The organism is Brenneria sp. g21c3 (genome assembly GCF_040240345.1).
Lineage (GTDB): Bacteria > Pseudomonadota > Gammaproteobacteria > Enterobacterales > Enterobacteriaceae > Brenneria.
On the sequence record NZ_JBEIAB010000002.1, the window covers coordinates 197,629 to 221,973 of the forward strand.

A 24,345-nucleotide genomic window follows, 5' to 3' on the forward strand; every position below is an offset into this window, starting at 1 on the left:
ATATTGGCTATTGGCCTGCAATATGTTAACAAGTTGCCTTGCCTTCTTCAGGGTTATTCTTCCGTGCGTAGAATCGGGATAAAAACATGGTCAGTGATATAACACAGCAAAGGGATATTACCCGGTTGTGTATTCAGTGCGCGCTGTTGCTGCTACAGCATGGCGCGGAAAGTATGGTTGTGGAAAAGTTATCTTCCCGTCTTGGCGTGGCACTGGGGGTTGATAGCGTAGAGAGTTCCATCTCGGCCAATGCCATCGTGCTTACCACGATAATGCAGGGGCATTGCCTGACCACCACGCGCAATAATATCGATCGCGGCATCAATATGCATGTGGTGACCGAAGTGCAGCATGTGGTGATTATGGCCGAGCATAACTTGCTGGATGTGGCAGGCGTGGAAAAACGTTTAGCCCATATCAAACCCCTGCGCTATCCGCGCTGGCTGATGGTGACGGTCGTGGCGCTCTCCTGCGGCTGCTTTAGCCGCTTGAATGGCGGCGGGTGGGATGCCTTCCTGGTGACGCTGATTGCCAGCGGACTGGCCATGTATGTCCGGCAGATTTTGACCGGGCGTCGGTTTAATCCATTGATTAATTTTTGTATTACGGCGTTTGTGGCGACCTCGGCCTCCGGGTTGCTGATGAAGCTGCCCCTGTTCCAGCAAACCTCAACCGTGGCGATGGCGGCCAGCGTATTGCTGCTGGTGCCCGGTTTCCCGCTGATTAATGCGGTGGCCGACATGTTCAAAGGACACGTCAATACCGGGCTGGCCCGTTGGATGGTCGCCAGCCTGCTGACGTTGTCGACCTGTATCGGCGTGGTCATGGCATTGGCCGTGTGGGGGTTACGCGGATGGGCTTAAGTCTGCTGTGGGCGTTGTTGCAGGATATGGCGCTGGCGGCCGTGCCGGCGTTGGGCTTTGCCATGGTTTTTAATGTTCCCCTCAGGGCGTTGCACTATTGCGCGGCGCTCGGGGCGCTGGGTCATGGCGTGCGGTTTATCGCCATGTATTTCGGCCTGAACATCGAATGGGCGTCTTTTCTGGCCGCCATTACCATTGGGATCATCGGTATTCGCTGGTCGCGCTGGCTGCTGGCGCATCCCAAGGTGTTTACCGTGGCCGCGGTGATCCCGATGTTCCCGGGGATTTCGGCCTATACCGCCATGATTTCCGTGGTGGAGATTTCGCATCTTGGCTACAGCGAAGAATTAATGAGCGTCATGGTGACCAATTTCCTGAAGACCAGCTTTATCGTCGGCGCGCTGTCTATCGGCCTGTCGTTGCCGGGAATATGGCTCTATCGCAAACGGCCCGGCGTGTAATTCTCATCGGAGCCTTCTTATATTGTTATTTGGCCGGTAGTGCGTATCGACGAGGGCGGGGGCTTTCCGTATAGTGTCAGCAATTTTCTGACCTACAGGGTTTCACCATGGTTATTAGTTTGATTGCCGCATTGGCTGTGGATCGTGTGATCGGCATGGAAAATGCCATGCCGTGGCATTTACCGGCGGATTTGGCATGGTTTAAGCGCAATACATTAGGGAAGCCGATCATCATGGGTCGTAATACCTTCCGTTCTATCGGCCAGCCATTGCCCGGCAGACTGAATATTGTCGTCAGCAGTCATCCCGGCGATGATGAGCGCGTCACCTGGGTCTCTTCACTGGATGACGCCATAGCAGCCGCCGGAGAGGCGGAGGAAGTGATGGTGATCGGCGGCGGAAGTATTTATCAGCAGATGTTGCCGCTGGCCGACCGTCTGTACCTGACCCATATTGACGCGGAAGTGGAAGGCGATACGCATTTTCCGGATTATGAACCTGATGAGTGGCAGTCCACGTTCAGCGAATTTCATGATGCGGATGAGCGCAACTCTCATAGCTATTGTTTCGAAATTCTGCAAAGAAACTAGAGATTTTTGTCCGAGGCGCAGTACGGAGACTGCGCCCAGTCATTATGGCTGACGGATTATTGGATATTATCCGCATCGGAATGAGACAGGGATTGCTGCGTAAAGTATTGCTTATCTTCCCAACGCAGCATCGTCAGTTCTCCCCCCCAGCAGCAGCCCGTATCCAGCGCGTAGATATTCTCCGGCGTCCCCTTGCCGTTCAGCGATGCCCAGTGGCCGAAAGCAATGGCATATTCCCCCGCGACCTGGCTGGGCAGCTCGAACCAGGGTTTCAGCAAAGAGGGCGCCTGAGTCGGCGGCTCCTTGCAGATCATATCCAACTGACCGCCGGCGAAGCAGTAGCGCATGCGGGTAAAGACGTTGGTGCTGAAACGCAGGCGGGGCAGGCCGCTGAGTTTAGGACTCCAGTGATTCGGCATGTCGCCGTACATGGCGTCGAGGAACAGCGGATAGCTATCGCTGCTCAAAATAGACTCCACTTCGCGCGCGCACATTTTGGCGGTTTCCAGATCCCACTGCGGCGTAATCCCCGCATGCGCCATCACCAGCTTTAACTCTTCATCAACCTGCAAAAGCGGCTGCCGACGCAGCCAGTTAATCAAATCGTGGACGTCCGGCGCATCCAGCAGCGTATTGAGCCGATCCTTGGGTTTGTTGCGGCTGATCCCCGCGTAGACGGCGAGTAGATGCAGATCGTGATTGCCCAAAACCACCCGGGCCGATGCGCCGAGCGAGCGGACAAAACGCAGCACCCCAAGCGAGTCAGGGCCGCGGGCGACCAGGTCGCCGGTCAGCCATACCGTATCTTGTTCGGGGTTAAAGGAAATTTGCGCCAATAGCGCTTCGAGTTCAACCAAACAGCCGTGAACATCGCCAATCAAATAAGTAGACATAATTAATGTATCAGTGAGGGAATAGCCAGACGGAATACGGGAATACTGACCTGAAAAGCGTCGCCTTGATGATCGAGCATCTGGTAATGCCCTTCCATCGTCCCCAACGGGGTTTCCAAAATCGCGCCGCTGGTGTACTGAAATTCGCTTCCCGGCTGGATGACCGGCTGCTTGCCAACCACGCCTTCGCCCTGAACTTCGGTCTGACGTCCATTGGCGTTGGTGATCAACCAGTAACGACCGCAAAGTTTGACTTCATGCCGCCCCAGGTTGCGGACAGTAATCGTGTAAGCGAAGACGAAACGTTCTTCATCAGGCTGTGACTGAGACTCGACGTAGAAACTCTGAACCTGTACACAAACGCGGGGCGCATTAATCATCACGACAACTCCAGTTATTCCTGTGCTGTAGGATGCTCGGTCAGCCAGTTCGCCAATCGGCAGTATTGCTCAACCGTAACATTTTCGGCCCGACAGCCCGAATCGATACCCAACTCAGCCAGTTGCGCGGGCGTAAAGAGATTACCCAGGCTATTGCGCAGCGTTTTACGACGCTGGTTAAACGCTTCAGTCGTAATCCGGCTCAATACGCGAATATCGCTCACCGGATACGGAACCTGTGTATGAGGAACCAAACGGACGACGGCTGAATCGACTTTCGGAGCCGGTTTAAACGCCGTAGGCGGTACTTCCAACACCGGGATCACCTGGCAGTAATACTGGGCCATCACGCTTAAGCGACCGTAAGCCTTACTGTTGGGGCCGGCGACCAGACGGTTAACCACTTCCTTTTGCAACATAAAATGCATGTCGCGAATAGCTTGAGTATAGCTGAACAGGTGGAACATCAGCGGTGTGGAAATATTATAGGGCAGATTACCAAATACCCGCAGCGATTGCCCTGCCTGTTCTGCTAATGCCGAAAAATCCACCGTCATGGCATCCTGCTGAATGATGGTCAGCTTATCTTTCAGCGTCGGATGGGTTGCCAACCGAGCGGCCAGATCGCGATCCAGTTCGATCACGGTAAACCGATCCATGCGTTCGCCGACCGGTTCCGTCAACGCGCCCAGGCCGGGGCCGATCTCAACGATGGCCTGACCGGGTTGCGGATAAATCGCCGAAACGATGCTGTCGATCACGAAACGATCGCTCAAAAAGTTTTGCCCAAAGCGTTTACGGGCGAAGTGACCTTGGTGTACTCGATTATTCATTAATGTGTGTTGTCATTTTGATGGCAAGGTTTAATGCCGTGGTAAAGCTGCCGGGATCGGCAGCGCCGGTAGCGGCCAGTTCCAACGCGGTGCCGTGATCGACCGAAGTTCGAATGAACGGCAAGCCCAGCGTGATATTGACCGCGCGGCCAAATCCCTGATATTTCAGAACCGGCAGCCCCTGATCGTGATACATCGCCAGCACCGCGTCGGCATGTTGCAGATATTTCGGCTGGAACAGCGTATCCGCGGGTAACGGGCCAATCAAGGCGATGCCTTGCCGGCGTAGTTCGTCTAACGTGGGTGTGATGACGTCCAGCTCTTCACGGCCCATATGACCGCCTTCACCGGCGTGAGGATTCAAACCGCAGACGTAGATTTGCGGCTGTGCGATACCAAACTTGGTCTGGAGGTCATGATGCAGAATAGTAACGACTTCGTGCAGACATTCCCGGGTAATCGCGGCGGAAACGTCGGCGAGCGGCAGATGCGTGGTCGCCAGGGCGACGCGCAACTCTTCGGTCGCCAGCATCATGACGACACGTTTACAATGGCTGCGATCGGCGAAAAACTCGGTATGTCCGCTAAACGGCACGCCGGCATCGTTGATAATGCCTTTGTGAACCGGCCCGGTAATCAGGGCGGCGAATTCCCCGTTCAGGCAGCCATCGCAGGCCCGCGCCAGCGTATCGACGACATAAGGGCTGTTGTTGACGTTAAGCTCTCCCGCCGCCACGGTCGCGGGGGCGGGGATCGCCAGTATCGTCAGACTCCCGGCCCGCTGCGGCTGCGCGGGTTGCCCCGGTTGGTAGTACTGCAACGTTAACGGTAAGCGTAGTTGCAGCGCGCGGCTCATCAGCAGGTCAGGGTCGGCGCAAACAACCAACTCCACCGGCCATGACCGTTGCGCCAGCGCAATCACCAGATCGGGGCCGATCCCGGCCGGTTCGCCGGGCGTAATCACAACGCGTTGCGTACTGCTTTCAGTGTGCATTAATTATTTGCGCCATCAATAATTTTCACATAAGCCGAAGCGCGTTGTTCCTGCATCCAGGTCTGCGCCTCTTCGGCGAATTTCCGGTTAAACAGCATCCGGTATGCACGTTCTTTTTGCGCCGCGTCGGTTTTATCAACCTGACGGGTATCCAGCAGTTGAATCAGGTGCCAGCCAAAGGCGGAATGAACCGGTTGGCTGATCTCGCCTTTTTTCAATTTCACCAACGCATCGCGGAAAGCCGGATCGTACATGTCGGGGGAAGCCCAACCCAAATCGCCGCCCTGGTTGGCTGAACCGGGATCCTGCGACAATTGTTTCGCCTGGGAAACGAAATCGGCTCTGCCGCTTTTGATCTGCTGGGCCACTTCCGCCAGTTTCTCCCGTGCCTGGTCGTCGGTCATCACCACAGACGGCCGCAGGAGAATATGACGGGCATGGAATTCAGTGACCGATACCGTTTGATTGCCGCCGCGAATATCGTTGACGCGCAAAATGTGGAAACCCACGCCGGAACGGATAGGGCCGACAATCTGCCCTTTCTCGACCTGCATCAGTCTTTCGGCAAACAGCGTCGGGATCTCTTGCAGTTTACCCCAGCCCATCTGCCCGCCGCTCAATGCCTGAGAATCCGCGGAATAGGCGATAGCCAGTTTACCGAAATCAGCGCCTTCGTTGAGTTGTTTCACCAGCGAATTGGCCAGGGTCTCCGCCTCATCCACCTGTTGCTGCGTGGGGTTTTCCGGCAACGGAAGCAGGATGTGGCTTAAATTCAGCTCGTCATCCTCACCCGTCTGGTTGGCGATCTGTTTCGCCAGCGCATCGACTTCCTGCGGCAGAACGCTGACGCGGCGACGAACCTCATTATTGCGGACTTCGGCGATCAGCATCTCTTTGCGAATCTGTTCGCGATAGGCGTTGTAGTTAATGCCTTCATAAGCCAGTTGGCTTTTCAACTGGTTAAGCGTCAGGCGGTTCTGGGACGCGATATTGGTGATGGCTTGTTCCAGTTGCTCATCCGTAACCTGAAGACCCATCTTTTTCGCCATTTGCAGGACGATGTTATCCATAATCAGACGATCGATAATCTGATGACGCAACGTGGCGTCATCCGGCAATTGCTGACCCGCATGTTGCGCGTTCAGCTTGACTGACTGAAAAAGACTGTTCACATCGCTTTCTAATACAACGCCGTTATCCACTACAGCGGCAACTTTATCAACCACTTGTGGCGCTGCGAACGCGGTAGAGGCTGTCAGTGCCAATCCGAGAATAAGCGTTCTCCAGTTATTCATACCTTTCCCATTTATTTCATCCGCAAGGCGGGCTTAGAAGTTTCATTGACACAGTCTGTCTGTCGCAACGGTTTCTTTCCGCGCGCCGTTCTGTTTATCAGAACGCGCGTTGATAAGGCAAAATGCCTGAACGCAGCATTTTTTCGGAGCCCAGACTGTAATTATTGCTTAAACCACGTAATTCGATATTAAACGACACTTTGTTGTCGTAAACGCTGTTGGCTCTGGCGCTGTCCCAGTCGGTAATTTTACGTTCATAGCCGATACTGACGGCCCAGCAGCAGGTATTATATTGCACGCCAATCAACTGGTTGGCGGGCTGACTGGCCTTGGTGTCATAGTAGTAAGCGCCCACAACGGCCCAACGGTCGGCGATTGGCCAACTGGCGGTGACGCCCACCTGCGAAATTCCCTGCTGAAAACCGGGATTCTGCACGTTCGGCAGCATTGCCCGAATATATTCAGGGCTGGCGTAGCGATAGTTCAACTGTACCAGCCGTTCAGCGTCTTTGCGATATTCCACCACGGCATCGCCCAGCGCCACCTTATTGATGCGGGCGTCGTACTGCAACCCTCCTCGTAAGCCCCAACGGTCATCGACCTTCAGATAAGCGTCGCCGGCCCATACCATGCTGCCGTTATCATCGCTGCGGTCAAGCGACATATTGCTATCGCCGGTGCGAGGGCGATTAAAATAATAGATTTGACCTACAGAGGCATTAAAACGTTCAACCAAAACGTCATCATAAATTCGGGAGGTGACCCCGGTTGCGATTTGGTTTGCCGACGCGATGCGATCCAGGCCGCTGTAACTCCGATCGCGGAACAGACCGGAGTAGTCGGATTGCAACAGCGTGGAGTCATACGTATGGATATCGCTTTGATTGCGGTACGGCACATACAGGTACTGCGCCCGCGGCTCCAGCGTCTGGGTGTATCCCGCCGCCCAGTCCATTTCGCGATCGAACACCATTTTGCCGTCAACTTTGAACTGCGGCATTACGCGATTGACCGAATCCTTCAAATCATTTTTAGCGCTGTCGGCAACCGACGAATCGGCCTGGTAACGCTCAAGGTTGGTCTGCTGATAATGCGTCGCCAGCAATTTGGCTTCGCTGTTCAGGCTGCCCCAACGGTTGACGAGCGGAAGGTTGATCGTCGGTTCAAAATGCAGACGCGTCGCTTCCGGCCGGTTGGTATTCACGTTGGTGAATTTTACCGCCTGACCGTAAAGGTGCATATCGAACGGGCCGATATCATTCTGGTAATAATTGATATCGAGCTGGGGTTCGGCGCGATAGACGTCCCGGCTGCTTGAGCTGGAAAGCAGTTGGAACTGCTTGACGGATAGCGTGGTGTCCCAATTCTGATTGGCGTAGCCCGTGCTGAATTTCTGCGTCAGGTAACCGTCGGTGCTTGAGCCGTATCGCGAGTCCAGATCGGTGAAGTAGCGATCGTCGCTGACTTTGGTATAGTCGGCGTTGAAGCGCCATACCTGATCCAGCACGCCGTTGTGTTCCCAGTGGAACAGCCAGCGAGTATCGTTGTCGTCATCGGGGACGTCTTTGGCGTATTCGTCGTCGCTGGGCAACCAGTCGAACTGGATGGTGCCGGCGCCGGGCGCGGTCAGATAGCGGAATTCGTTTTGCAACTGCATACCGCGTTTGGTTTGCAGATGCGGCGTGATGGTGGCGTCGAAATTCGGGGCGATATTCCAGTAGTATGGCGTGATAAGCTCAAAGCCGTTACTGCTGCCGTACTTGGCGTTGGGGATCAGGAAGCCTGAGCGCCGCTTGTCGCCAATCGGTAATTGCAGGTAAGGACTATAGAATACCGGTACGTTGCCGATCTTGAAGCGCGCGTTCCAGATTTCGGCCACCTGTTCTTCCCGATCCTGAATCACTTCCGAACCGACGACGCTCCAGCTATTATCTCCGGGCAGGCAGGAGGTAAAGGTGCCGTTTTCCAAAATGGTGTAGCGACTATTGTCGCGCATTTTCATTTTGTCGGCCGCGCCGCGCCCTTGACGACCAACCATCTGATAGTCGCCTTCATACACATCCGTGTCTTTGGTGTTAAGGTTCGACCAGGCTTTAGGGCCTTTCAGGATGACCTGGTTGTCATCGTAGCGGACATTGCCCGTCGCGGTCACGGTGCGGGTGGGCGAGCGTTGGCTATCGGATCCGATCTGGTCGAGCTCCACCTGCTCGGCGGTCAGGACGCTGTTGCCTTGCTCGATGTTGACATTGCCGATGAATCGGGCGCTGTCGGGATAGCTGGCTTCGGTTTTGTCGGCCTGAATATTGATCGGTAATTGATTCGGATCGCCTGTGACCAGCGGCCGGTTGTACGTGGGGACGCCCAGCATGCACTGTTCGGCGAGATCGGCCAGCGATTGTTGACTGTATAGCGCCGACCAAATCAGGGTGGCCAGCAGGGTTGGAAAACTTTTTTTCATACGCTGTATCAGGTATTCCGTTATCGGAGGCATCACGCCGGCAAACGGTCAGAGACTATATCAGTCATCAGCGTTGCGCCAGTGTTAAATCCCCACTGTTTTATAAGCGCTGCCGTTAGGTGCAAAGATAAATGACGGGTATGATAAAGCAATTTTTAGCCGACGGCATGAGGATTTGAGGAGTATATGCGGTATTGGGGAAAGTTGCTGGGGCTGGTGCTGGGGATTATGTCCAGCGGCGGCATCTGGGGGATCGTGCTGGGACTGCTGATGGGACACATGGTCGACAGGGCCAGGGCATCGCGTCGCCGTGACTTTTTTTCCGCTCAATCCACTCGCCAGTCACTGTTTTTCCTCACGACTTTTCAGGCGATGGGGCATCTGACCAAAGCCAAAGGGCGGGTTACGGAAGCCGATATCCGGATTGCCACCCAAATGATGGATCGGCTGGAGCTGTTCGGCGCCGCGCGAACGGCGGCGCAACAGGCCTTCCGCGAGGGGAAATCCAGTCATTTTCCGCTGCGTCTTAAATTGCGGAAACTGCGTGATGCCTGTCTGGGACGTTTTGATTTAATTAAGATGTTTCTGGATATTCAGATTCAGGTCGCTTTTGTCGACGGGGCGCTGCATCCGAACGAAAGACGTATGCTGTATGTTATTGCCGACGAACTTGGCGTAAGCCGCGAGCAGTTTGAATTTTTTCTGCGCAATATGGAAGGCGCGGCCAGCCAGTCCGAATCCGGCGCCGGACAGGACGGAAAGTCTTATCAGCGGCGCGGTCAGTCGTCCGGCGGATACTCCTATGGCGGGCATCGCCAGCCCTCGCCCCCGCGCGGCCCCACGCTGGAGAGCGCCTGCCGTACGCTGGGCGTGCATCGCAATGACGATGCGGCGACGATTAAGCGCGCCTATCGTAAGCTGATGAGCGAACATCACCCGGATAAACTGGTGGCGAAAGGGGTGTCGCCGCGCATGATGGAAATGGCCAAACGCAAAGCTCAGGATATTCAGGCCGCCTATGAATTGCTGAAAAGCGCCAATCAGTTTAAATAATTCCCTGTCCCCGCCGTTTCGCCTTTTCTTGTTCTGTCCGCACAGCCTTCCCATCGGCCAATGATAAAAATCCTAAAAATCCGCTTCGCAGCGAAAATGCATCGGCGTGTTGAATTCGGGATGCGTGATGCGCAGTTCCTGCGCGTGGAGCAGCAGGCGCGGCGCTTTGGCTCTGGCTTGCTCATGGGCATAGAAACCATCCCCCAGAATCGGGTGGCCCAGGGCCAGCAGGTGGACGCGCAACTGGTGGGAGCGTCCGGTGATCGGCATCAGTTTGACGCGCGTGGTGCCGTCGCCGTCGCGGGCCAGAACCTGATATTCGGTTTGCGCCGCTTTGCCCTGTTCAAAACAGACTTTCTGTTTCGGCCGGTTCGGCCAGTCGCAAATCAGCGGCAGGTCAATTAAGCCCTCATCCGATTCCATCCATCCCCAGACGCGGGCAATGTAGGATTTTTTGGGCTCTCGTTCACGAAACTGGCGTTTTAATTCACGTTCGGCGGCTTTGGTCAGCGCGACGACGATGACGCCGCTGGTCGCCATGTCTAAACGATGCACGGACTGGGCGTCAGGGTAGTTCGCCTGAATACGGCTCATCACGCTGTCGTTGTGTTCCGGCGCGCGGCCGGGAACCGAGAGCAGGCCGCTGGGCTTGTTCACCGCCATGATGTGCCGATCCTGATACAGAATGTGCAGCCAGGGATCGGTGGGGGGATTGTAAGGTTCCATCGATAATGCCTTTCTCCAGGCTATTGATAACGCGTCGCGCTTTATCGCTAACCCCTTTCCGACCCACCCTTGCGAAGGGGAGGGCCGGAAAGGGGTGGCCAGACAACATACCGCTACTGATGCGTAACCACCACCAGACGGATAGCGTCCAGACGCCAGTTCGCCTCATGAAGATTGGTTAATACCTGCTCACGCTGATTTTCCAGCGCGCTCAATTCATCTTCACGGATGTTGGGGTTGACGGCCTTGAGCGCTTCCAGGCGCTCCAGCTCACGACGCAACTGCCGATCGGCCTGAGCCTGCGCGTCGGTAATCAACTGACGAGCCTGCGCCTCCACCAGCGGTTCGGCCTGCTGGAGCATGGCATGGACATCCGCCTGTACGGCATTCACCAGCTTGCTCGACGTATGACGATTCACCGCGCTGAGCTGGCGGTTGAAGCTTTCGAACTCCACCTGACCGGCCAGGTCGGCGCCTTTGCGATCCATCAGCAGCCGAATGGGCGTCGGCGGCAGGAAACGCGTCAGTTGCAGGTGTTTCGGCGCCTGCGCCTCCACCACATAGATGAGTTCGGCCAGCAAGGTGCCGACCGGCAACGCTTTGTTTTTCAACAAGGATACGGCGCAACTGCCGGTGTCGCCGGACAGGATCAGGTCAAGCCCGTTGCGGATCAGCGGGTGTTCCCAACTGATGAACTGCGCATCTTCGCGCGCAAGCGCCTGATCGCGATCGAAGGTGATGGTGCAGCCGTCCTGCGGCAAACCGGGGAAGTCGGGCACCAGCATATGATCGGACGGCGTCAGGATAATCAGGTTATCGCTGCGATCTTCCTGATTGATGCCGACGATGTCGAACAGATTGAGGGCGAAGGTGACCAGATTGATGTCGTTATCCTGTTCGGCGATAGACTGAGCCAGTATCTGCGCCTGTTCGCCGCCGTTGGAATGCATTTCCAGCAGACGGTCGCGGCCTTGTTCAAGCTGCTGTTTGAGCCGATCGTGCTGTTGTCGGCAGGCGCGAATGAATTCATCCAGACCTTGCTGTTCGCCCTGGGTGGTCAATCGTTCAATCAATTCATCGTAGTGCGCGTCATAGATGGCGCGGCCGGTCGGGCAGGTGTGCTCAAAAGCATCCAGCCCTTCGTGATACCAGCGGACCAGCATCGCCTGCGCGGTATGCTCCAGATAGGGGATCATAATCTGGATTTGCCGTGTCTGACCGATACGATCCAGACGGCCGATGCGCTGTTCCAGCAGATCGGGATTGAACGGCAGATCAAACATGATCAAATGGCTGGCGAACTGGAAGTTACGGCCTTCGGAGCCGATCTCCGAGCAAATCAGAACCTGCGCGCCTTCTTCTTCCGAGGCGAAATAGGCGGCCGCCCGATCGCGTTCGAGAATCGATAATCCTTCGTGGAATACGGCGGCGCGGATGGCTTCCCGGGTGCGCAGCACCTGTTCCAACTGCAACGCGGTCGCGGCTTTGGCGCAGATCACCAGCACCTTTTCGTCGCGATTCGCCGTCAGATAATTGAGCAACCATTCAACGCGGGGATCGAAGTTCCACCAGGTGGCGTCATCGCCTTCCAACTGCTGATAGATCTGTTCCGGATAGAGCATTTCGCGCGCGCGCGCCTCGGGCGCTTTTTTCGCGCTCATGATGCCGGAAACTTTGATTGCCGTCTGATACTGAGCAGGCAGCGGCAGGCGGATTTGATGCAGAATGCGCTGTGGGAAACCTTTCACCCCTTGACGGGTATTGCGGAACAGCACGCGGCTGGTGCCGTGCCGATCCATCAGCATGGTAATCAGTTCCTGACGGGCTTTCTGATTGTCGTCGCTGTCGCTGTTAATCGCTTTCAGCAGCGGTTCGATATCCTGTTCGCCCAGCAATTCACTCAGCGCATTGAGTTCGGCGCTGGTGGCCTTTTCCCCGGACAGCAGCGAGGTCACCGCATCGGCGACCGGACGATAGCGGCGCTGTTCATCGACGAATTCACGATAGTCATGAAAGCGGCTCGGATCGAGCAGCCGCAGACGGGCAAAGTGGCTTTGCTGACCCAACTGTTCCGGCGTGGCGGTAAGCAGCAGCACCGCCGGGATATTTTGCGCCAGTTGTTCAACCGCCAGGTACTCCGCGCTCGGACGGTCTTCGCTCCAGGACAGATGGTGGGCTTCATCCACCACCAGCAGATCCCAGTTGGCATTGACCAACTGATTAAAACGCTGCGCGTCGCGCTGCACAAAACTCAGCGAGCAGATAACCAGTTGCTCGGTTTCAAAAGGGTTGCTGCTGTCCAGTTTGGCTTCGGCGTAACGCTCGTCGTCGAACAGCGAAAACAGCAGGTTGAAGCGGCGCAGCATTTCCACCAGCCACTGGTGCTGCAAGGTTTCCGGGACGATAATCAGCACGCGTTCGGCACGTCCGGCGAGCAGTTGCTGATGGATAATCATCCCGGCTTCAATGGTTTTGCCCAGACCGACCTCATCCGCCAGCAAGACGCGCGGCGCGTGGCGCTGGCCCACTTCGTAAGCAATGTGCAACTGATGCGGGATCAGGCTGGCGCGCATACCGCGCAGTCCGCCCCACTGTTGCAGCGCCTGCTGGTGCTGATTGGCGCGCGCGCGATAGCGCAGGGCAAAGCGGTCCATGCGGTCAATCTGGCCGGCGAACAGGCGATCCTGCGGTTTGTTGAACGTTAGCTTGCTGTCCAGCAGAACCTCACGCAGCTCGGCCGCCGAGTCATCATCCAGACGCCGACCGATATAGATCAGCAGACCCTTCTCATCGCGTACCTCTTCTACCTGGAGCTGCCAACCTTCGTGGCTGGTGACGGTATCACCGGGATTAAACATGACGCGGGTGATGGGGGCATCGCTGCGGGAATAGAGACGGTTTTCACCGCTGGCCGGGAAAAGCAGGGTAATCATGCGGGTGTCGACGGAAACCACTGTTCCCAATCCAAGTTCGCTTTCCGTATCGCTGATCCAGCGTTGACCAAGTGTAAAAGGCATAAATTCTTTGCTCGATTTTTGTCTGTGTCGGGATAGTGTCGGGTCATACCGTAGGAATACGGACAACGCGGATTAATGCGGCGTTGCGGTATTCCTCGCTGTCATTCCTGTTCCGCATTGTCATTCTGGCTTTAGCGGTACGCGGGAATGACCATGGCGATAAATCATGTCATCGGTCTGATGCGTATTGGCAATTATCTGATAAGAGATGGAACTGATGATGCCAATCCAGAAAGGGCGCTATGGTAATGGATGGCGGCGCGTTCGTCACCTGATCAAACGCCCGGACCCGCCGCGGATTATCAAAATAGCCCCATCTGGCCGGTGACCAGGGTGGAGAAATCATCGTGCAAAAAGGGAAGAATGGCGTCCGCCACCGGCTGTAGCTGGCGCTCGACATAGTGTTGATAATCCAGCGGCGAATGGTAGGTTTCCAGCGGCTCCGGCCCGCTGGCGGTGATCACGTAGCTAATCCAGCCGCCGTTCTGATATTGCAACGGCCTCCCCTGTCGACGGTTATAGTCATCGGCGATTTTGGCTGCCCGGGCATGGGGAGGCACGTTGCGCTGATAATCGTCAAGACGACGACGCAGCCGTTTGCGGTAAATCAACAGCTCATCGAATTCGCCGTTCAGGGTTTTGCGCACATAATCCCGCAGCCATTCCTGATAAGGCTTTTGCTGAAAGATAAGCAGGTAGAGCTGCTGTTGAAACCGTTGCGCCAGCGGCGTCCAGTCAGTACGTACCGTTTCCAGCCCTTTGAATACCATTTGCTCGCCCTGGTCGGTCATGATCAGTCCGGCGTAGCGTTTTTTACTGCCTTGTTCCGCGCCGCGAATGGTTGGCATCAGAAAGCGGCGGAAGTGGGTTTCAAACTCCAGCTCCAACGCGCTGCTTAACCCGTGGCTTTGCCGTAAATGGTCTTTCCACCACTGATTGACCTGTCGCACCAGTTGCTTGCCGATTCGGGCTGCCTCTTCTTCCGCATGCGCGCGTTTGAGCCATACAAAGGTGGAGTCCGTATCGCCGTAGATCACCTGATAGCCCTGATCTTCAATCAGCTCGCGTGTCTTGAGCATGATTTCGTGACCGCGCAGGGTAATGGAAGACGCCAGCCGGGGATCGAAGAAGCGGCATCCGCTGGATCCCAGCACGCCGTAAAAAGCATTCATGATGATTTTCAACGCCTGGGACAGCGGCTTGTTGCTGCTGCGTTTGGCGGCTTCCCGCTCCTGCCAGATATGTTCGACAATCGCTGGCAGGCAGTGACGATCGCGGGAAAACCAGGCGCCGCGAAAACCGGCGACCGCGTGACGTTCGTCGGGCTGTTGCATGCCGACGGCCAGACCCACCGGATCGATCAGAAAAGTGCGGATGATCGACGGATACAGGCTTTTGTAATCCAGCACCAGCACCGAATCGTATAAACCGGGGCGCGAGTCCATCACAAATCCCCCCGGACTGGCTTCCGGCGCGATTTCACCCAGATTGGGCGCCACATACCCTATCCGGTGCATGCGCGGCAGATAAAGATGGGTAAACGCCGCCACCGAACCGCCGCTGCGGTCGGCCGCCAGACCGGTGACGTTCGAACGCGCCAGCAAAAAATGCATCAGCCCCGTTTGGTCAAAAATGCGCGTCACCAGTTCGCAGTCCTTGAGATTGTAGCGGGCGAGCGCGGGCTTATCTTCGGCGAACCGGCGATCGATCTCGTCCATGCGCTGATAGGGGGTATCAATCGCTTTGCCTTCGCCCAGCAGCGATTGCGCGACGAATTCCAGACTGAACGAGGCGAAATTCCAGGTCGCCGATTTCAGCGCTTCGATGCCGTCGATAATGAGCCGTCCCGGCGCGTCGGCAAAAAAATGCCCCGGTTTGAAACCGTGCTCGCGCCACGTCACCTCGCTGCCGTTGCGCCCCAGCCGCAGCGGGATACGGTAACGTTCGGCGTGTTTTTGCAACACCCGCAGATCGAACTGCACCAGATTCCAGCCGATGATGGCGTCGGGATCGTGCAATTGCAGCCACTGATTCAGTTTTTCCAGCAACAGCGGACGGCTGGCGACATACTCCAGCGCAAAATCGTCCGTCCCGGCTGGGCGGCCATTCGCCGGGCCGAGCATATAAACCTGACGTTGACCGCAGCCTTCCAGCCCGATGCAGTAAAGCTCGCCGTGGCGATTGGTTTCGATATCCAGCGAGACCAGCCTGAGGTTGGGGCGATAGTCCGTACTGGGTTTCATGCGCACCTGAGTCAGCAGACCGGAAGCCGTGGGTTCGCCGCTCAGCCAGACGGGGGCGGTAATAAAACGCTCCATCAGGAAACGTTCGGGCGGGCGAATATCGGCCTCGTAAACCTGAACCCCGCCTTCACGCAGTATTTTTTCCAGTTTCAGCAACTGGCGGTATTGGCGGCAGTATAAACCCAGCAAGGGCTGGTGATGGAAGTCCTGTAGCGACAGCGGGCGCAGTCGCCAGTGCTTTTCACGGCGCAGCAATGCCTCGGCCTGCGTCTGTTGCGACGCCGGGATAAAGGCGACCGCCTGTTGCAACGGCAGGCGGGCCTGTAGCGGCCCTTCATCGGTCGCCAGCCAGAATTCCACCTGTGTGCCGTCAGGGGTATCGTGCCAGTGACGGGTGAGGATAAAGCCCTGACGAGTCTGGGTCACTAAGGCGGCCTTTTTCAATACGATAATGCCATAAAGTATGGTTATTTATACAGTCATTGTCCAGCCGTTTGCTAACCGGTTGGTCGCAGGGATGGCGGCGGCGCGCGGGGATTAAACCCGATCCCGGCCGACTCGGACGGATTCAGCCGCGGTAACCACCCGGTTGCGTCCCGCCTGTTTGGCCTTATACAACGCTTCGTCCGCTTTTTTAAAAGCTTGTTCGATGGTGATGTTATGTACGCCCGGCGACCACTGTGACACGCCCAGCGAGATTGTGATGCGCCCGACTTGCGGGATCGTGGCTTCCTGCGTCGCGTTGCGCAACCGTTCCGCGATACCGGACGCTATCTTTAGCTCGGTTTCAGGCAGCAGGATGAGAAACTCTTCCCCCCCGCTACGGCATAAAATGTCGGATTCACGGGCGCTGGAGCGAATGATCTTAGCCATATATTTAATGGCGCTATCGCCAATATCATGTCCGAACGTGTCGTTAACGCGTTTGAAGTGATCGATGTCCAGCGTGATGATGGCGAAGCGTTTCTGCCCGACCAGCCAGTAGCGCAGAATGCCTTCCAGCCCGCGGCGATTGAGCAGACCGGTCATCGGGTCGGTTTGGGCCTCCGAACGCAGTTTGCCGATTTGCTTCTGTAGCAGATCGATGCCAATCAACATGGCCTGCTTGAGTTGCGTCGCCTCAAAATACCAGGAATGAATTTTCCTGATATCGTCGGAAACGTTGAGCGAGTCCATCTTATTGGCGCTGCGGGCCAACAGCCACAGCGGCTGGGCAATGAGGCGGGCCAGCAGCCAGACGCCGAGTATGGTCAACACGGCCAGAGGGAGCGAATGACGCAACACGTTCATCATCAGGCTATCCAGCGGTTTTAACGTTTCCCTGGTCGAGCGCACCACCACCACTTCCCAATTATTTGCCGGAACAATGCCGTATCCGGCAAGCATTTTGTGACCCTGGGTATTGAGAATTTCCTGGCTGCCGTTGCTGTCGGTCGAGGGATTGATCGTCAGGTCGTTGTTGACGGTTTCGCCGATCCGCCCGATGTATTTGTGGTACAGCATCTTGCGGTTTTTGTCGGTAACATAAATGTAGGAACCGTCCCGATAGTAATGCTGATCAAGTAATGTATTGAGAATACTGGGTTTCTTTAGATAAATGGAGGCGCCGACAAATCCCTTGTACTGGCCGTCGCGGTTAAATATCGGCGATGAAATCAGCACGATAAGGTTATTGGCCACGGAGACATAAGGTTCGCTGATCAAGCGTTGTTTTTCCCGCAGCGCTTCCTGTACGCCGGGTGTCGTCAACCTTTGTCCGATAAAGTGAGGCGCATCGGGAAACGCGGCTTTGATCACGCCATGTTCGTCCACGATAATCGCGGTGTTGAAACTGTGGCTTTGTAATCCGATGCGTTCGGTTTCCTTCACCAGGCTTGACGTATCGTCAATCAGGGGGGAGACGATGTCGGCGCTATAGGCTAATTGTTGCAGCGCCGAGTTAAAGAAAAGATCCGTCATCGCGGCCAGTTTTGTGGCATACACGCGATTGGCTTCCAATGTGCTATCGATCAGGAGCTGGCGCTGAACCCGGTAACTGGCATAAAAACTGTTAACGAGCATGATTAACGCGCTGGCGATAGCCAGAAGCAATATTAGTCGACGCAATCCGATGTGATTGAATGGTCTTAACAGCATACGTGTTTTTTTGGCAGATTGACGCAGTGATGAGAAAATGGCCGCTATCATAGGTGCAGATGTATGGCCTGTAAAATAATTATCCTGAAAACTATTATCAATGTAATTATATTATTTAGTATTACATAGCCTGACAGGGATAACGCGATGTGTTGAGTCCAGAATCCATAGCGTGGTTAAAAGCGCGAGATGAGAAAATCTGAAACCAGCGAGAGTTTATTATAGACACCCTGCGCGGGAATTATAAATTTTTCTATAACGTCTGGTATACAGGTATCCCGGCGCGCTGTTTTTGGCATAAAAACTGGAAAACGGCTTATTTAAAGAAATTATCACTATAAAAACAGGGTTTAAGGCGCTATGGGTAGAATATAAATAATCTCTTGCGCTCGCAAAGGCGTTATATGGCCAGGCCGCGATGGGTGACTGATTTACTTATAAAATTTTGCTATTTATGCCAACGCACTTTTTAAAAGCAACGACGAAACAAATTGGTGCATCCCGCTTCTTTTACTCTCTTCCCGCCTATTTTATCAAGTTCAATAAATCAATTTTTCTGTTGTTTATTAATCCGTTAATCGCGCTTTAATGGTTTTGGCACATTTATTGCTGAATTTAATTCGGCCAACAGAATATATCCCTGTGGCGCTTTGGGGATTCTTACCGTCAGGCATACGGCTTTATTTCATTACTGGGATTTGCATCACTCATCATTAAAGAGGCGATCATGAATAAAAAATTTGTCAGGATAACTGTAGCTGCAGCATTCGTTTCCTCTGTCATCGGTGCCGGCAGCGCAATGGCTGCGGAAGTGAAAATCGGGGTGGTGCTGCCTTTAAGCGGGGCGCTTAGCGGTTATGGGCAACCTTCTCAGAAAGGCGTTGAGTTGGTAAACAGCATGGAGCCGACGCTGAAAAACGGCGATACGATCAAATTGGTGATTATTGATGACAAAAGCGACAAGGTCGAAGCGGCTAACGCCATGCAGCGTCTGGTCTCCAGCGATAAAGTCGATGCGGTGATTGGAGAGGTGACCTCCACCAATACGATGGCGATGACCAAAATGGCGGAAGACACCAAAACGCCGCTGGTTTCTCCGACCGCGACCAATGACCGTGTTACCCGCAACCGCGAATACGTCAGCCGCGTGTGCTTTTCCGATAGTTTCCAGGGGGTGGTGGGCGCCAACCTGGCATCGCGTGATTTAGGCGCGAAAACCGCCGCCATCATGTTCGACAGCAGCAACGATTACTCTGTCGGTCTGGCAAAATCCTTCCGCACCCAGTTCCTTAAAAACGGCGGCACTATCCCGATCGAAGTGCAGGCGCCGGGGGGCAGCAAGGATTTCAAAGCTCAGCTTTCCACCATCAAAGCTAAAAATGTCGACATGATCTATATGCCGATTTATTACACCGAAGGCGCATTGATCGCCGTGCAGGCCAAACAGCTGGGGCTGAAAGTGCCGGTCGTCGGCGGCGACGGTCTGGCGGCCGATCCGGTATTCTTCAAGCTCGGTCAGGACGCGGTTGAAGGCTACATGACCACCGATTACTACTCGCCGAATGCCAAAGAACAGACCCCGGAAGGCGAGAAATTCATCAAGGCCTGGGAAGAGAAATATAAAGAGCCTACCCACACCTGGGGAGCGATGACCGCTGACGCTTACAAGATGATCGTCAACGCGATGAACCAGTGCAGCGATCCGAAAGACCGCGTTTGCGTCAATGAGAAAATCCGCGCAACCAGTAATTTTTCCGGCATTACCGGCACGTTGACGCTGAAAGATGGCGATGCGATCCGAAACGCCGTTATCAATGAAGTCAAAAACGGCCAATTGGCCTTTAAAACGGTTGTTAACCCTTAATTTATACCCTTCATCTTTCACGTTGCCGTGATGTCGGCGTCTTTTTATCCGGCTCCTCCGTGGGGCCGGGTTGAAATCCGCCGTGCCGCATCGTGAAAAACGCCGGGATCGGGTTCGACAACGCGCAGCGTTGGCCCCGGAAGCGGGCAGGATAGTCCGCCATAAATCCATTGGGTAGAAAGGTCACTAAGGATTAAATCTATGGATGCTGCCATTTTCTTTCAGCAAGTGGTTAACGGCATGAGCCTGGGCAGTATGTATGCGCTGATTGCCATCGGTTACACCATGGTGTACGGCGTATTACGACTGATCAACTTCGCGCATGCCGACATCATGATGGTTGGGGCGTTTTTGGCGCTCTTCGGCTCAACCACCTTTGAGCTGCCTTTCGGGGCCGCGATTTTATTCGCTATTCTCTTTTCGGCGCTGCTGGGCGTCTGTATCGATCAGATTGCCTATCGTCCTCTGCGTCAGGCCTCCAAGATCTCCATGCTGATTACCGCTATCGGCGTGAGTTTCTTTCTGGAGAACCTGTTCAACGTGCTGTTCGGCGGTAGCCCGCGTTTCTTTGCCGCACCCGAGTTCTTCAATCGCACCGTGACGTTCGGCAGCATCATTATCACCAATGTGGCCTGGCTGGTGCCGTTAGTCACGCTGGTGTTGCTGGGCTGCATTCTTTTCATCCTGTACCGGACGCGTCAGGGGATGGCGATTCGCGCGGTCGCCTTTGACGTCAATACCGTTCGTCTGATGGGGGTGGACGCCAACCATATTATCGCCTTTGTTTTCGCTCTCGGCAGCGCGCTGGCGGCGCTCGGCGGGATTTTTTACGCCACCAGCTATCCGACCATCGATCCATTAATGGGCGTACTGATTGGCCTGAAGGCATTTGCCGCCGCCGTATTAGGGGGGATTGGCAGCGTCACGGGGGCGGTGATCGGCGGCTTTATTCTGGGGTTCACCGAAGTGGTCGCCGTCGCGGTATTTCCTGAGCTGGGCGGATATAAAGACGCCTTTGCATTTATGTTTTTGATCCTGGTTTTATTATTCAGACCGGTAGGCATTATGGGTGATGAAAGACTGGAAAGGAGCCGCTTTTGATGAGAATGCCAACAAATTCATTTTCGTTGTTAATAGGCTATATCGGGTTATTTGTCATCATGCTGCTGATGCTGTTCGCTTTGCAGAATGTATTTGACGATTATGTTCTCCGCATAGTCTGTAATATTTTTATTTTTATGATTCTGGCGGTGAGTTATAACCTGATAAATGGGGTAACCGGACAGCTTTCACTCGAGCCCAATGGTTTTGTCGCCGTCGGCGCTTATATTACCGCGCTGCTGCTATTAAGCGCGGATACTAAAATGGATATGTTCGAAATGGCTTCACCCAGCCCGCTGATACTGGCCGTACATACCACATTTTTACCTGCGTTGATTATCAGCGGCGTTTGCGCGTCGATACTGGCGGTATGCCTGGCATTCCCTGTATTCCGGGTGCGCGGCGATTATCTGGCGATTGTGACATTGGGCTTCGGCTTTATTATTAAAATACTGGCGATTAATAATCCCCAGATCACCAATGGCGCCATCGGGCTGAATGAAATTCCGCAGGCCAGCCATATGCTTTATTGGTGCGGCTTTATTGCCCTGATTGCCGTTTTGCTTATTTTGCAAATCGTGTATTCGAAATACGGGCGGGCCATGAAGGCCGTGCGCGATGATGAAGATGCGGCGATAGCGATGGGGATTAATACCTTCAAAATTAAGACCTGCGCCTTTGCCACCAGCGCCTTTTTAGAAGGCGTCGGCGGCGGATTATTGGCCTCGCTGCTGACGATCATCTCCCCCGATCTGTTTGACTTCATGCTGACGTTCCAGCTGTTGATCATCATTGTACTCGGCGGGCTGGGAAGCACCACCGGCGCGATTCTCGGCACCATTGTGGTGGTGGGCAGCGGCGAATGGCTGCGGTTCCTCGACCAGCCGTTAAGTTTCTTTGGCGAGGATTTAGGATCCTATCCCGGTTTACGCATGGTCGTATTCTCACTGGTGCTGCTCGTCATTATGCTGTTCGCGCGTGAAGGGTTGCTGGGTAAGCAGGAGATTTGGGAAGTGAACAGGAAGCGCCGTTATGGAAAATAAAACTATTCTCAGCGTTGATAATATCATCATGCAATTCGGCGGATTGCGAGCCATCGATGGCGTCAGCTTCACGCTTAATCAAGCTGAAATATTTGGCCTGATCGGCCCGAATGGCGCGGGGAAAACCACGTTATTCAATGTGATTACCTCCAACTATAAACCGACCTCGGGAACGGTGATGCTGGGGGATAATAAAATTACCGGATTAAAACCGAATCAGGTGGTGAATCGCGGTATTGCCCGTACCTTCCAGAATATTCGCTTGTTTAATTCGATGACGGTGCTGGAAAACGTATTAATCGGTTTCGATCGCGCGATTCATTATTCGTTTCTTGAGGCGGCATTTCATATGGGCCGTTTTTTCTCGGCGGAAAAACAGGCTAAAGCGCAAGCGATGGAGATTCTTGAATATATCGGTATCGCCGAACATGCCCAATCGCTGGCGACCAACCTGAGCTACGGCAATCAGCGCAAAGTCGAGATCGCCAGAGCATTGGCGACGTCGCCCGCGCTGCTTTTGCTGGACGAACCGGCGGCCGGTATGAATCCCCGCGAGACCAATGAATTGGCGCAACTGATTTTTAAAATGCGTGATGATTACAAATTAACGGTTTTGCTGATTGAACATGATATGTCTTTCGTGAATACCCTGTGTGAACGGGTGTTGGTGCTGGATTACGGCAAACCGTTATTCAGCGGCGCCACTCATGAGGCAATTAATAATAAAGAAGTGATTGCCGCGTATCTTGGAGATGTCGATTATGCTTAAAGCCGATGATCTACAGGTATTTTACGGGCTGATTCAGGGATTAAAGGGCATCGACATTGAGGTACGAAACAGTGAAATCGTTACCTTGATCGGCAGCAACGGGGCGGGAAAAACCTCAACGCTGAACGGTATTATCAACCTGGTGAAATCAACCGGGCAGGTAAACTTCCTGAATGAGGATATTTCCAATAGCCTGACGCACCAGATCGTCAGGAAAGGACTGGCGCTGGTTCCTGAAGGGCGCAAGGTTTTCACCAACCTGACCATTGAAGAAAACCTGCGTATGGGCGCCTACAATAACCCGGTTAACTTCAACTATCTGAAAGACAAAATGTATACGCTGTTTCCGCGTTTAAAGGAACGTCGTAGCCAGTTGGCGGGGACGATGAGCGGCGGCGAGCAACAGATGCTGGCGATTGCCCGTGCGTTGATGAGCGAGCCGGTATTGCTGATGCTCGATGAGCCGAGTCTGGGGCTCGCGCCGAAGATAGTCGGCGAAATGTTCGGCATCATTAAGCAGTTGCAGAAGGAGAATATCACCATCCTTTTGGTCGAGCAGAACGCGACCGCCGCATTGAAGATCGCCGACCGCGCCTATGTGCTGGAAAACGGCAAGATAGTCCTGAAAGGAAACGCGCAGGATATTCTTGCCAACCCCGAGGTGAAGAAGATGTATTTGGGGGGCTAGGTTTTCCTCTGGCGTAACGGGCTGAGCGGGCAGAGGCTGTCAGTACGAGCCGCATGGATGCGGTTCAAGCCGGTGCCGTGCTCCCTTATCATTCGGAAAATGACCAGTTGACGGTTGCCGCCAAGATCCAGACAATCCCATCTTTCATCAATAATGGGCAGGGCTCTATGGAAGCATGGCTGGATCATCTGGTGACTCAATCATTAACCTATGCGCTGATCGCGGTCATGCTGGTCGCCTTTCTGGAGTCTCTTGCCGTCGTGGGGCTGTTGCTGCCGGGTACGCTGTTGATGGCGACGCTGGGAGCATTGATCGGCAGCGGCAAGCTGGGACTGTATCCGGCGTGGGGCGTGGGCATTATCGGCTGTCTGCTGGGCGACTGGATCTCGTATTATATCGGTCGGCGTTTTAAGGGGCCGCTGCACCGATGGTCGTTCCTGAAGAAACACCAGACGATGCTGCGCAAGACGGAACATGCGTTGCATCAGCATCATATGGCGACGGTGCTGATTGGTCGCTTTGTCGGTCCGACGCGTCCGCTGATCCCGATGGTTGCCGGCATGCTGGAACTCCCCCCCTGGAAATTCGCTTTGCCGAACATCATCGGCAGCCTGACCTGGCCGCCGGTCTATTTTTTTCCGGGGATTCTGGCCGGCGTCGCCATTGATATCCCAAGCGCGGCCCATAGCGGCGGTTTCAAATGGCTGTTGCTGGCGGCGGCGCTGCTGGCGTGGGGGACGGCGTGGTTGTGCTGGCGCTGGTGGCGGGGCGATAAACGTAAAAAGCGCGACTGGTTCGCTCAATGGCTGCCGATGAACCGTTTACGCTGGGCGGCGCCGCTATCGCTGGCGGCGACGGGCGTGAGCCTGGCGTTGCTGATACAGCATCCGTTAATGCCGGTTTATTGCCACCTGTTGTGGCAGGTGCTGAATGGGTGA

The 24,345-nt window shown here is 54.8% G+C and carries 20 protein-coding genes; 10 read left to right on the forward strand and 10 right to left on the reverse strand.

Annotated features, from left to right (window positions below):
• Positions 1-86 precede the first annotated feature (86 nt).
• The 3 genes from ABRZ28_RS03635 to folA all read left to right on the forward strand — a co-directional run bounded on the left by ABRZ28_RS03635 (position 87) and on the right by folA (position 1,914).
• On the forward strand, positions 87-863 hold the full coding sequence (locus ABRZ28_RS03635; RefSeq protein WP_319604677.1) for a threonine/serine exporter family protein: 777 nt from the start codon (positions 87-89) through the stop codon (positions 861-863).
• Positions 854-1,324: a threonine/serine exporter gene (locus ABRZ28_RS03640; protein WP_319604676.1), complete on the forward strand. Its 471-nt coding sequence runs from the start codon at positions 854-856 to the stop codon at positions 1,322-1,324. The genes ABRZ28_RS03635 and ABRZ28_RS03640 overlap by 10 nt, the downstream gene beginning before the upstream one ends.
• Before the next feature lie 107 nt (positions 1,325-1,431).
• On the forward strand, positions 1,432-1,914 hold the full coding sequence (gene folA, locus ABRZ28_RS03645) for a type 3 dihydrofolate reductase (protein WP_319604675.1): 483 nt from the start codon (positions 1,432-1,434) through the stop codon (positions 1,912-1,914).
• A 56-nt stretch (positions 1,915-1,970) separates the two neighbouring features.
• Here the strand turns inward: folA and apaH are convergent, their stop codons facing one another.
• The 6 genes from apaH to lptD all read right to left on the reverse strand — a co-directional run bounded on the left by apaH (position 1,971) and on the right by lptD (position 8,767).
• On the reverse strand, positions 1,971-2,807 hold the full coding sequence (gene apaH, locus ABRZ28_RS03650; RefSeq protein ID WP_330519514.1) for a bis(5'-nucleosyl)-tetraphosphatase (symmetrical) ApaH: 837 nt from the start codon (positions 2,805-2,807) through the stop codon (positions 1,971-1,973).
• Between the two features lie 2 nt (positions 2,808-2,809).
• Entirely contained in the window at positions 2,810-3,187 is a 378-nt protein-coding gene (gene apaG, locus ABRZ28_RS03655; RefSeq protein ID WP_319604673.1) for a Co2+/Mg2+ efflux facilitator ApaG/CorD, read from the reverse strand.
• Positions 3,188-3,201: 14 nt separating this feature from the next.
• Positions 3,202-4,020, reverse strand: a complete 819-nt coding sequence (rsmA, locus tag ABRZ28_RS03660) for a 16S rRNA (adenine(1518)-N(6)/adenine(1519)-N(6))-dimethyltransferase RsmA (protein WP_330519515.1) — start codon at positions 4,018-4,020, stop codon at positions 3,202-3,204.
• Positions 4,013-5,014: a 4-hydroxythreonine-4-phosphate dehydrogenase PdxA gene (gene pdxA / locus ABRZ28_RS03665; protein WP_330519516.1), complete on the reverse strand. Its 1,002-nt coding sequence runs from the start codon at positions 5,012-5,014 to the stop codon at positions 4,013-4,015. Before pdxA ends, rsmA begins: the two co-directional genes overlap by 8 nt.
• The gene (surA, locus tag ABRZ28_RS03670; RefSeq protein ID WP_330519517.1) at positions 5,014-6,309 is read right to left on the reverse strand and encodes a peptidylprolyl isomerase SurA; all 1,296 of its coding nucleotides are present in this window, start codon (positions 6,307-6,309) and stop codon (positions 5,014-5,016) included. Before surA ends, pdxA begins: the two co-directional genes overlap by 1 nt.
• A 97-nt stretch (positions 6,310-6,406) precedes the next feature.
• On the reverse strand, positions 6,407-8,767 hold the full coding sequence (gene lptD, locus ABRZ28_RS03675; RefSeq protein WP_319604669.1) for an LPS assembly protein LptD: 2,361 nt from the start codon (positions 8,765-8,767) through the stop codon (positions 6,407-6,409).
• A gap of 186 nt (positions 8,768-8,953) precedes the next feature.
• Between lptD and djlA the strand changes: the two genes are divergently transcribed.
• Complete coding sequence (djlA, locus tag ABRZ28_RS03680) at positions 8,954-9,820, forward strand: co-chaperone DjlA (protein WP_319604668.1); 867 nt, start codon at positions 8,954-8,956, stop codon at positions 9,818-9,820.
• 72 nt (positions 9,821-9,892) lie between these two features.
• Here djlA and rluA read toward each other — a convergent pair whose 3' ends face one another.
• The 4 genes from rluA to ABRZ28_RS03700 all read right to left on the reverse strand — a co-directional run bounded on the left by rluA (position 9,893) and on the right by ABRZ28_RS03700 (position 17,942).
• Positions 9,893-10,570 (reverse strand): bifunctional tRNA pseudouridine(32) synthase/23S rRNA pseudouridine(746) synthase RluA, encoded by a 678-nt coding sequence (gene rluA, locus ABRZ28_RS03685; protein ID WP_319604778.1) that lies wholly within the window; start codon positions 10,568-10,570, stop codon positions 9,893-9,895.
• A gap of 89 nt (positions 10,571-10,659) precedes the next feature.
• Positions 10,660-13,563, reverse strand: a complete 2,904-nt coding sequence (gene rapA, locus ABRZ28_RS03690; RefSeq protein ID WP_330519518.1) for an RNA polymerase-associated protein RapA — start codon at positions 13,561-13,563, stop codon at positions 10,660-10,662.
• A gap of 302 nt (positions 13,564-13,865) precedes the next feature.
• Positions 13,866-16,232, reverse strand: coding sequence for a DNA polymerase II (locus ABRZ28_RS03695; RefSeq protein ID WP_330519519.1), 2,367 nt, complete (start codon positions 16,230-16,232; stop codon positions 13,866-13,868).
• 111 nt (positions 16,233-16,343) lie between these two features.
• Positions 16,344-17,942 (reverse strand): sensor domain-containing diguanylate cyclase, encoded by a 1,599-nt coding sequence (locus ABRZ28_RS03700; protein ID WP_330519520.1) that lies wholly within the window; start codon positions 17,940-17,942, stop codon positions 16,344-16,346.
• 727 nt (positions 17,943-18,669) lie between these two features.
• On the opposite strand from ABRZ28_RS03700, the gene ABRZ28_RS03705 reads away from it, so the two are divergent.
• The 6 genes from ABRZ28_RS03705 (at position 18,670) to ABRZ28_RS03730 (ending at position 24,345) form a co-directional block, all read left to right on the forward strand.
• The gene (locus ABRZ28_RS03705; protein WP_319604664.1) at positions 18,670-19,806 is read left to right on the forward strand and encodes an ABC transporter substrate-binding protein; all 1,137 of its coding nucleotides are present in this window, start codon (positions 18,670-18,672) and stop codon (positions 19,804-19,806) included.
• Between the two features lie 201 nt (positions 19,807-20,007).
• Positions 20,008-20,907: a branched-chain amino acid ABC transporter permease gene (locus ABRZ28_RS03710; protein WP_319604663.1), complete on the forward strand. Its 900-nt coding sequence runs from the start codon at positions 20,008-20,010 to the stop codon at positions 20,905-20,907.
• Positions 20,908-20,966: 59 nt separating this feature from the next.
• Positions 20,967-21,950: a branched-chain amino acid ABC transporter permease gene (locus ABRZ28_RS03715; protein WP_319604777.1), complete on the forward strand. Its 984-nt coding sequence runs from the start codon at positions 20,967-20,969 to the stop codon at positions 21,948-21,950.
• Positions 21,940-22,719 (forward strand): ABC transporter ATP-binding protein, encoded by a 780-nt coding sequence (locus tag ABRZ28_RS03720; RefSeq protein ID WP_330519521.1) that lies wholly within the window; start codon positions 21,940-21,942, stop codon positions 22,717-22,719. Before ABRZ28_RS03715 ends, ABRZ28_RS03720 begins: the two co-directional genes overlap by 11 nt.
• Positions 22,712-23,407, forward strand: coding sequence for an ABC transporter ATP-binding protein (locus ABRZ28_RS03725; protein ID WP_319604661.1), 696 nt, complete (start codon positions 22,712-22,714; stop codon positions 23,405-23,407). The genes ABRZ28_RS03720 and ABRZ28_RS03725 overlap by 8 nt, the downstream gene beginning before the upstream one ends.
• Positions 23,408-23,574: 167 nt before the next feature.
• Positions 23,575-24,345: a DedA family protein gene (locus tag ABRZ28_RS03730; RefSeq protein ID WP_330519650.1), complete on the forward strand. Its 771-nt coding sequence runs from the start codon at positions 23,575-23,577 to the stop codon at positions 24,343-24,345.

Excerpts from the sequence above, each read along its gene's own strand:
- ABRZ28_RS03635 (WP_319604677.1), top strand. The coding sequence starts at position 87 with ATGGTCAGTGATATAACACAGCAAAGGGATATTACCCGGTTGTGTATT.
- ABRZ28_RS03640 (WP_319604676.1), top strand. The coding sequence starts at position 854 with ATGGGCTTAAGTCTGCTGTGGGCGTTGTTGCAGGATATGGCGCTGGCG.
- folA (WP_319604675.1), top strand. The coding sequence starts at position 1,432 with ATGGTTATTAGTTTGATTGCCGCATTGGCTGTGGATCGTGTGATCGGC.
- apaH (WP_330519514.1), bottom strand. The coding sequence starts at position 2,807 with ATGTCTACTTATTTGATTGGCGATGTTCACGGCTGTTTGGTTGAACTC.
- apaG (WP_319604673.1), bottom strand. The coding sequence starts at position 3,187 with ATGATTAATGCGCCCCGCGTTTGTGTACAGGTTCAGAGTTTCTACGTC.
- rsmA (WP_330519515.1), bottom strand. The coding sequence starts at position 4,020 with ATGAATAATCGAGTACACCAAGGTCACTTCGCCCGTAAACGCTTTGGG.
- pdxA (WP_330519516.1), bottom strand. The coding sequence starts at position 5,014 with ATGCACACTGAAAGCAGTACGCAACGCGTTGTGATTACGCCCGGCGAA.
- surA (WP_330519517.1), bottom strand. The coding sequence starts at position 6,309 with ATGAATAACTGGAGAACGCTTATTCTCGGATTGGCACTGACAGCCTCT.
- lptD (WP_319604669.1), bottom strand. The coding sequence starts at position 8,767 with ATGAAAAAAAGTTTTCCAACCCTGCTGGCCACCCTGATTTGGTCGGCG.
- djlA (WP_319604668.1), top strand. The coding sequence starts at position 8,954 with ATGCGGTATTGGGGAAAGTTGCTGGGGCTGGTGCTGGGGATTATGTCC.
- rapA (WP_330519518.1), bottom strand. The coding sequence starts at position 13,563 with ATGCCTTTTACACTTGGTCAACGCTGGATCAGCGATACGGAAAGCGAA.
- ABRZ28_RS03700 (WP_330519520.1), bottom strand. The coding sequence starts at position 17,942 with ATGCTGTTAAGACCATTCAATCACATCGGATTGCGTCGACTAATATTG.
- ABRZ28_RS03705 (WP_319604664.1), top strand. The coding sequence starts at position 18,670 with ATGAATAAAAAATTTGTCAGGATAACTGTAGCTGCAGCATTCGTTTCC.
- ABRZ28_RS03710 (WP_319604663.1), top strand. The coding sequence starts at position 20,008 with ATGGATGCTGCCATTTTCTTTCAGCAAGTGGTTAACGGCATGAGCCTG.
- ABRZ28_RS03715 (WP_319604777.1), top strand. The coding sequence starts at position 20,967 with ATGCTGCTGATGCTGTTCGCTTTGCAGAATGTATTTGACGATTATGTT.
- ABRZ28_RS03720 (WP_330519521.1), top strand. The coding sequence starts at position 21,940 with ATGGAAAATAAAACTATTCTCAGCGTTGATAATATCATCATGCAATTC.
- ABRZ28_RS03725 (WP_319604661.1), top strand. The coding sequence starts at position 22,712 with ATGCTTAAAGCCGATGATCTACAGGTATTTTACGGGCTGATTCAGGGA.
- ABRZ28_RS03730 (WP_330519650.1), top strand. The coding sequence starts at position 23,575 with ATGGAAGCATGGCTGGATCATCTGGTGACTCAATCATTAACCTATGCG.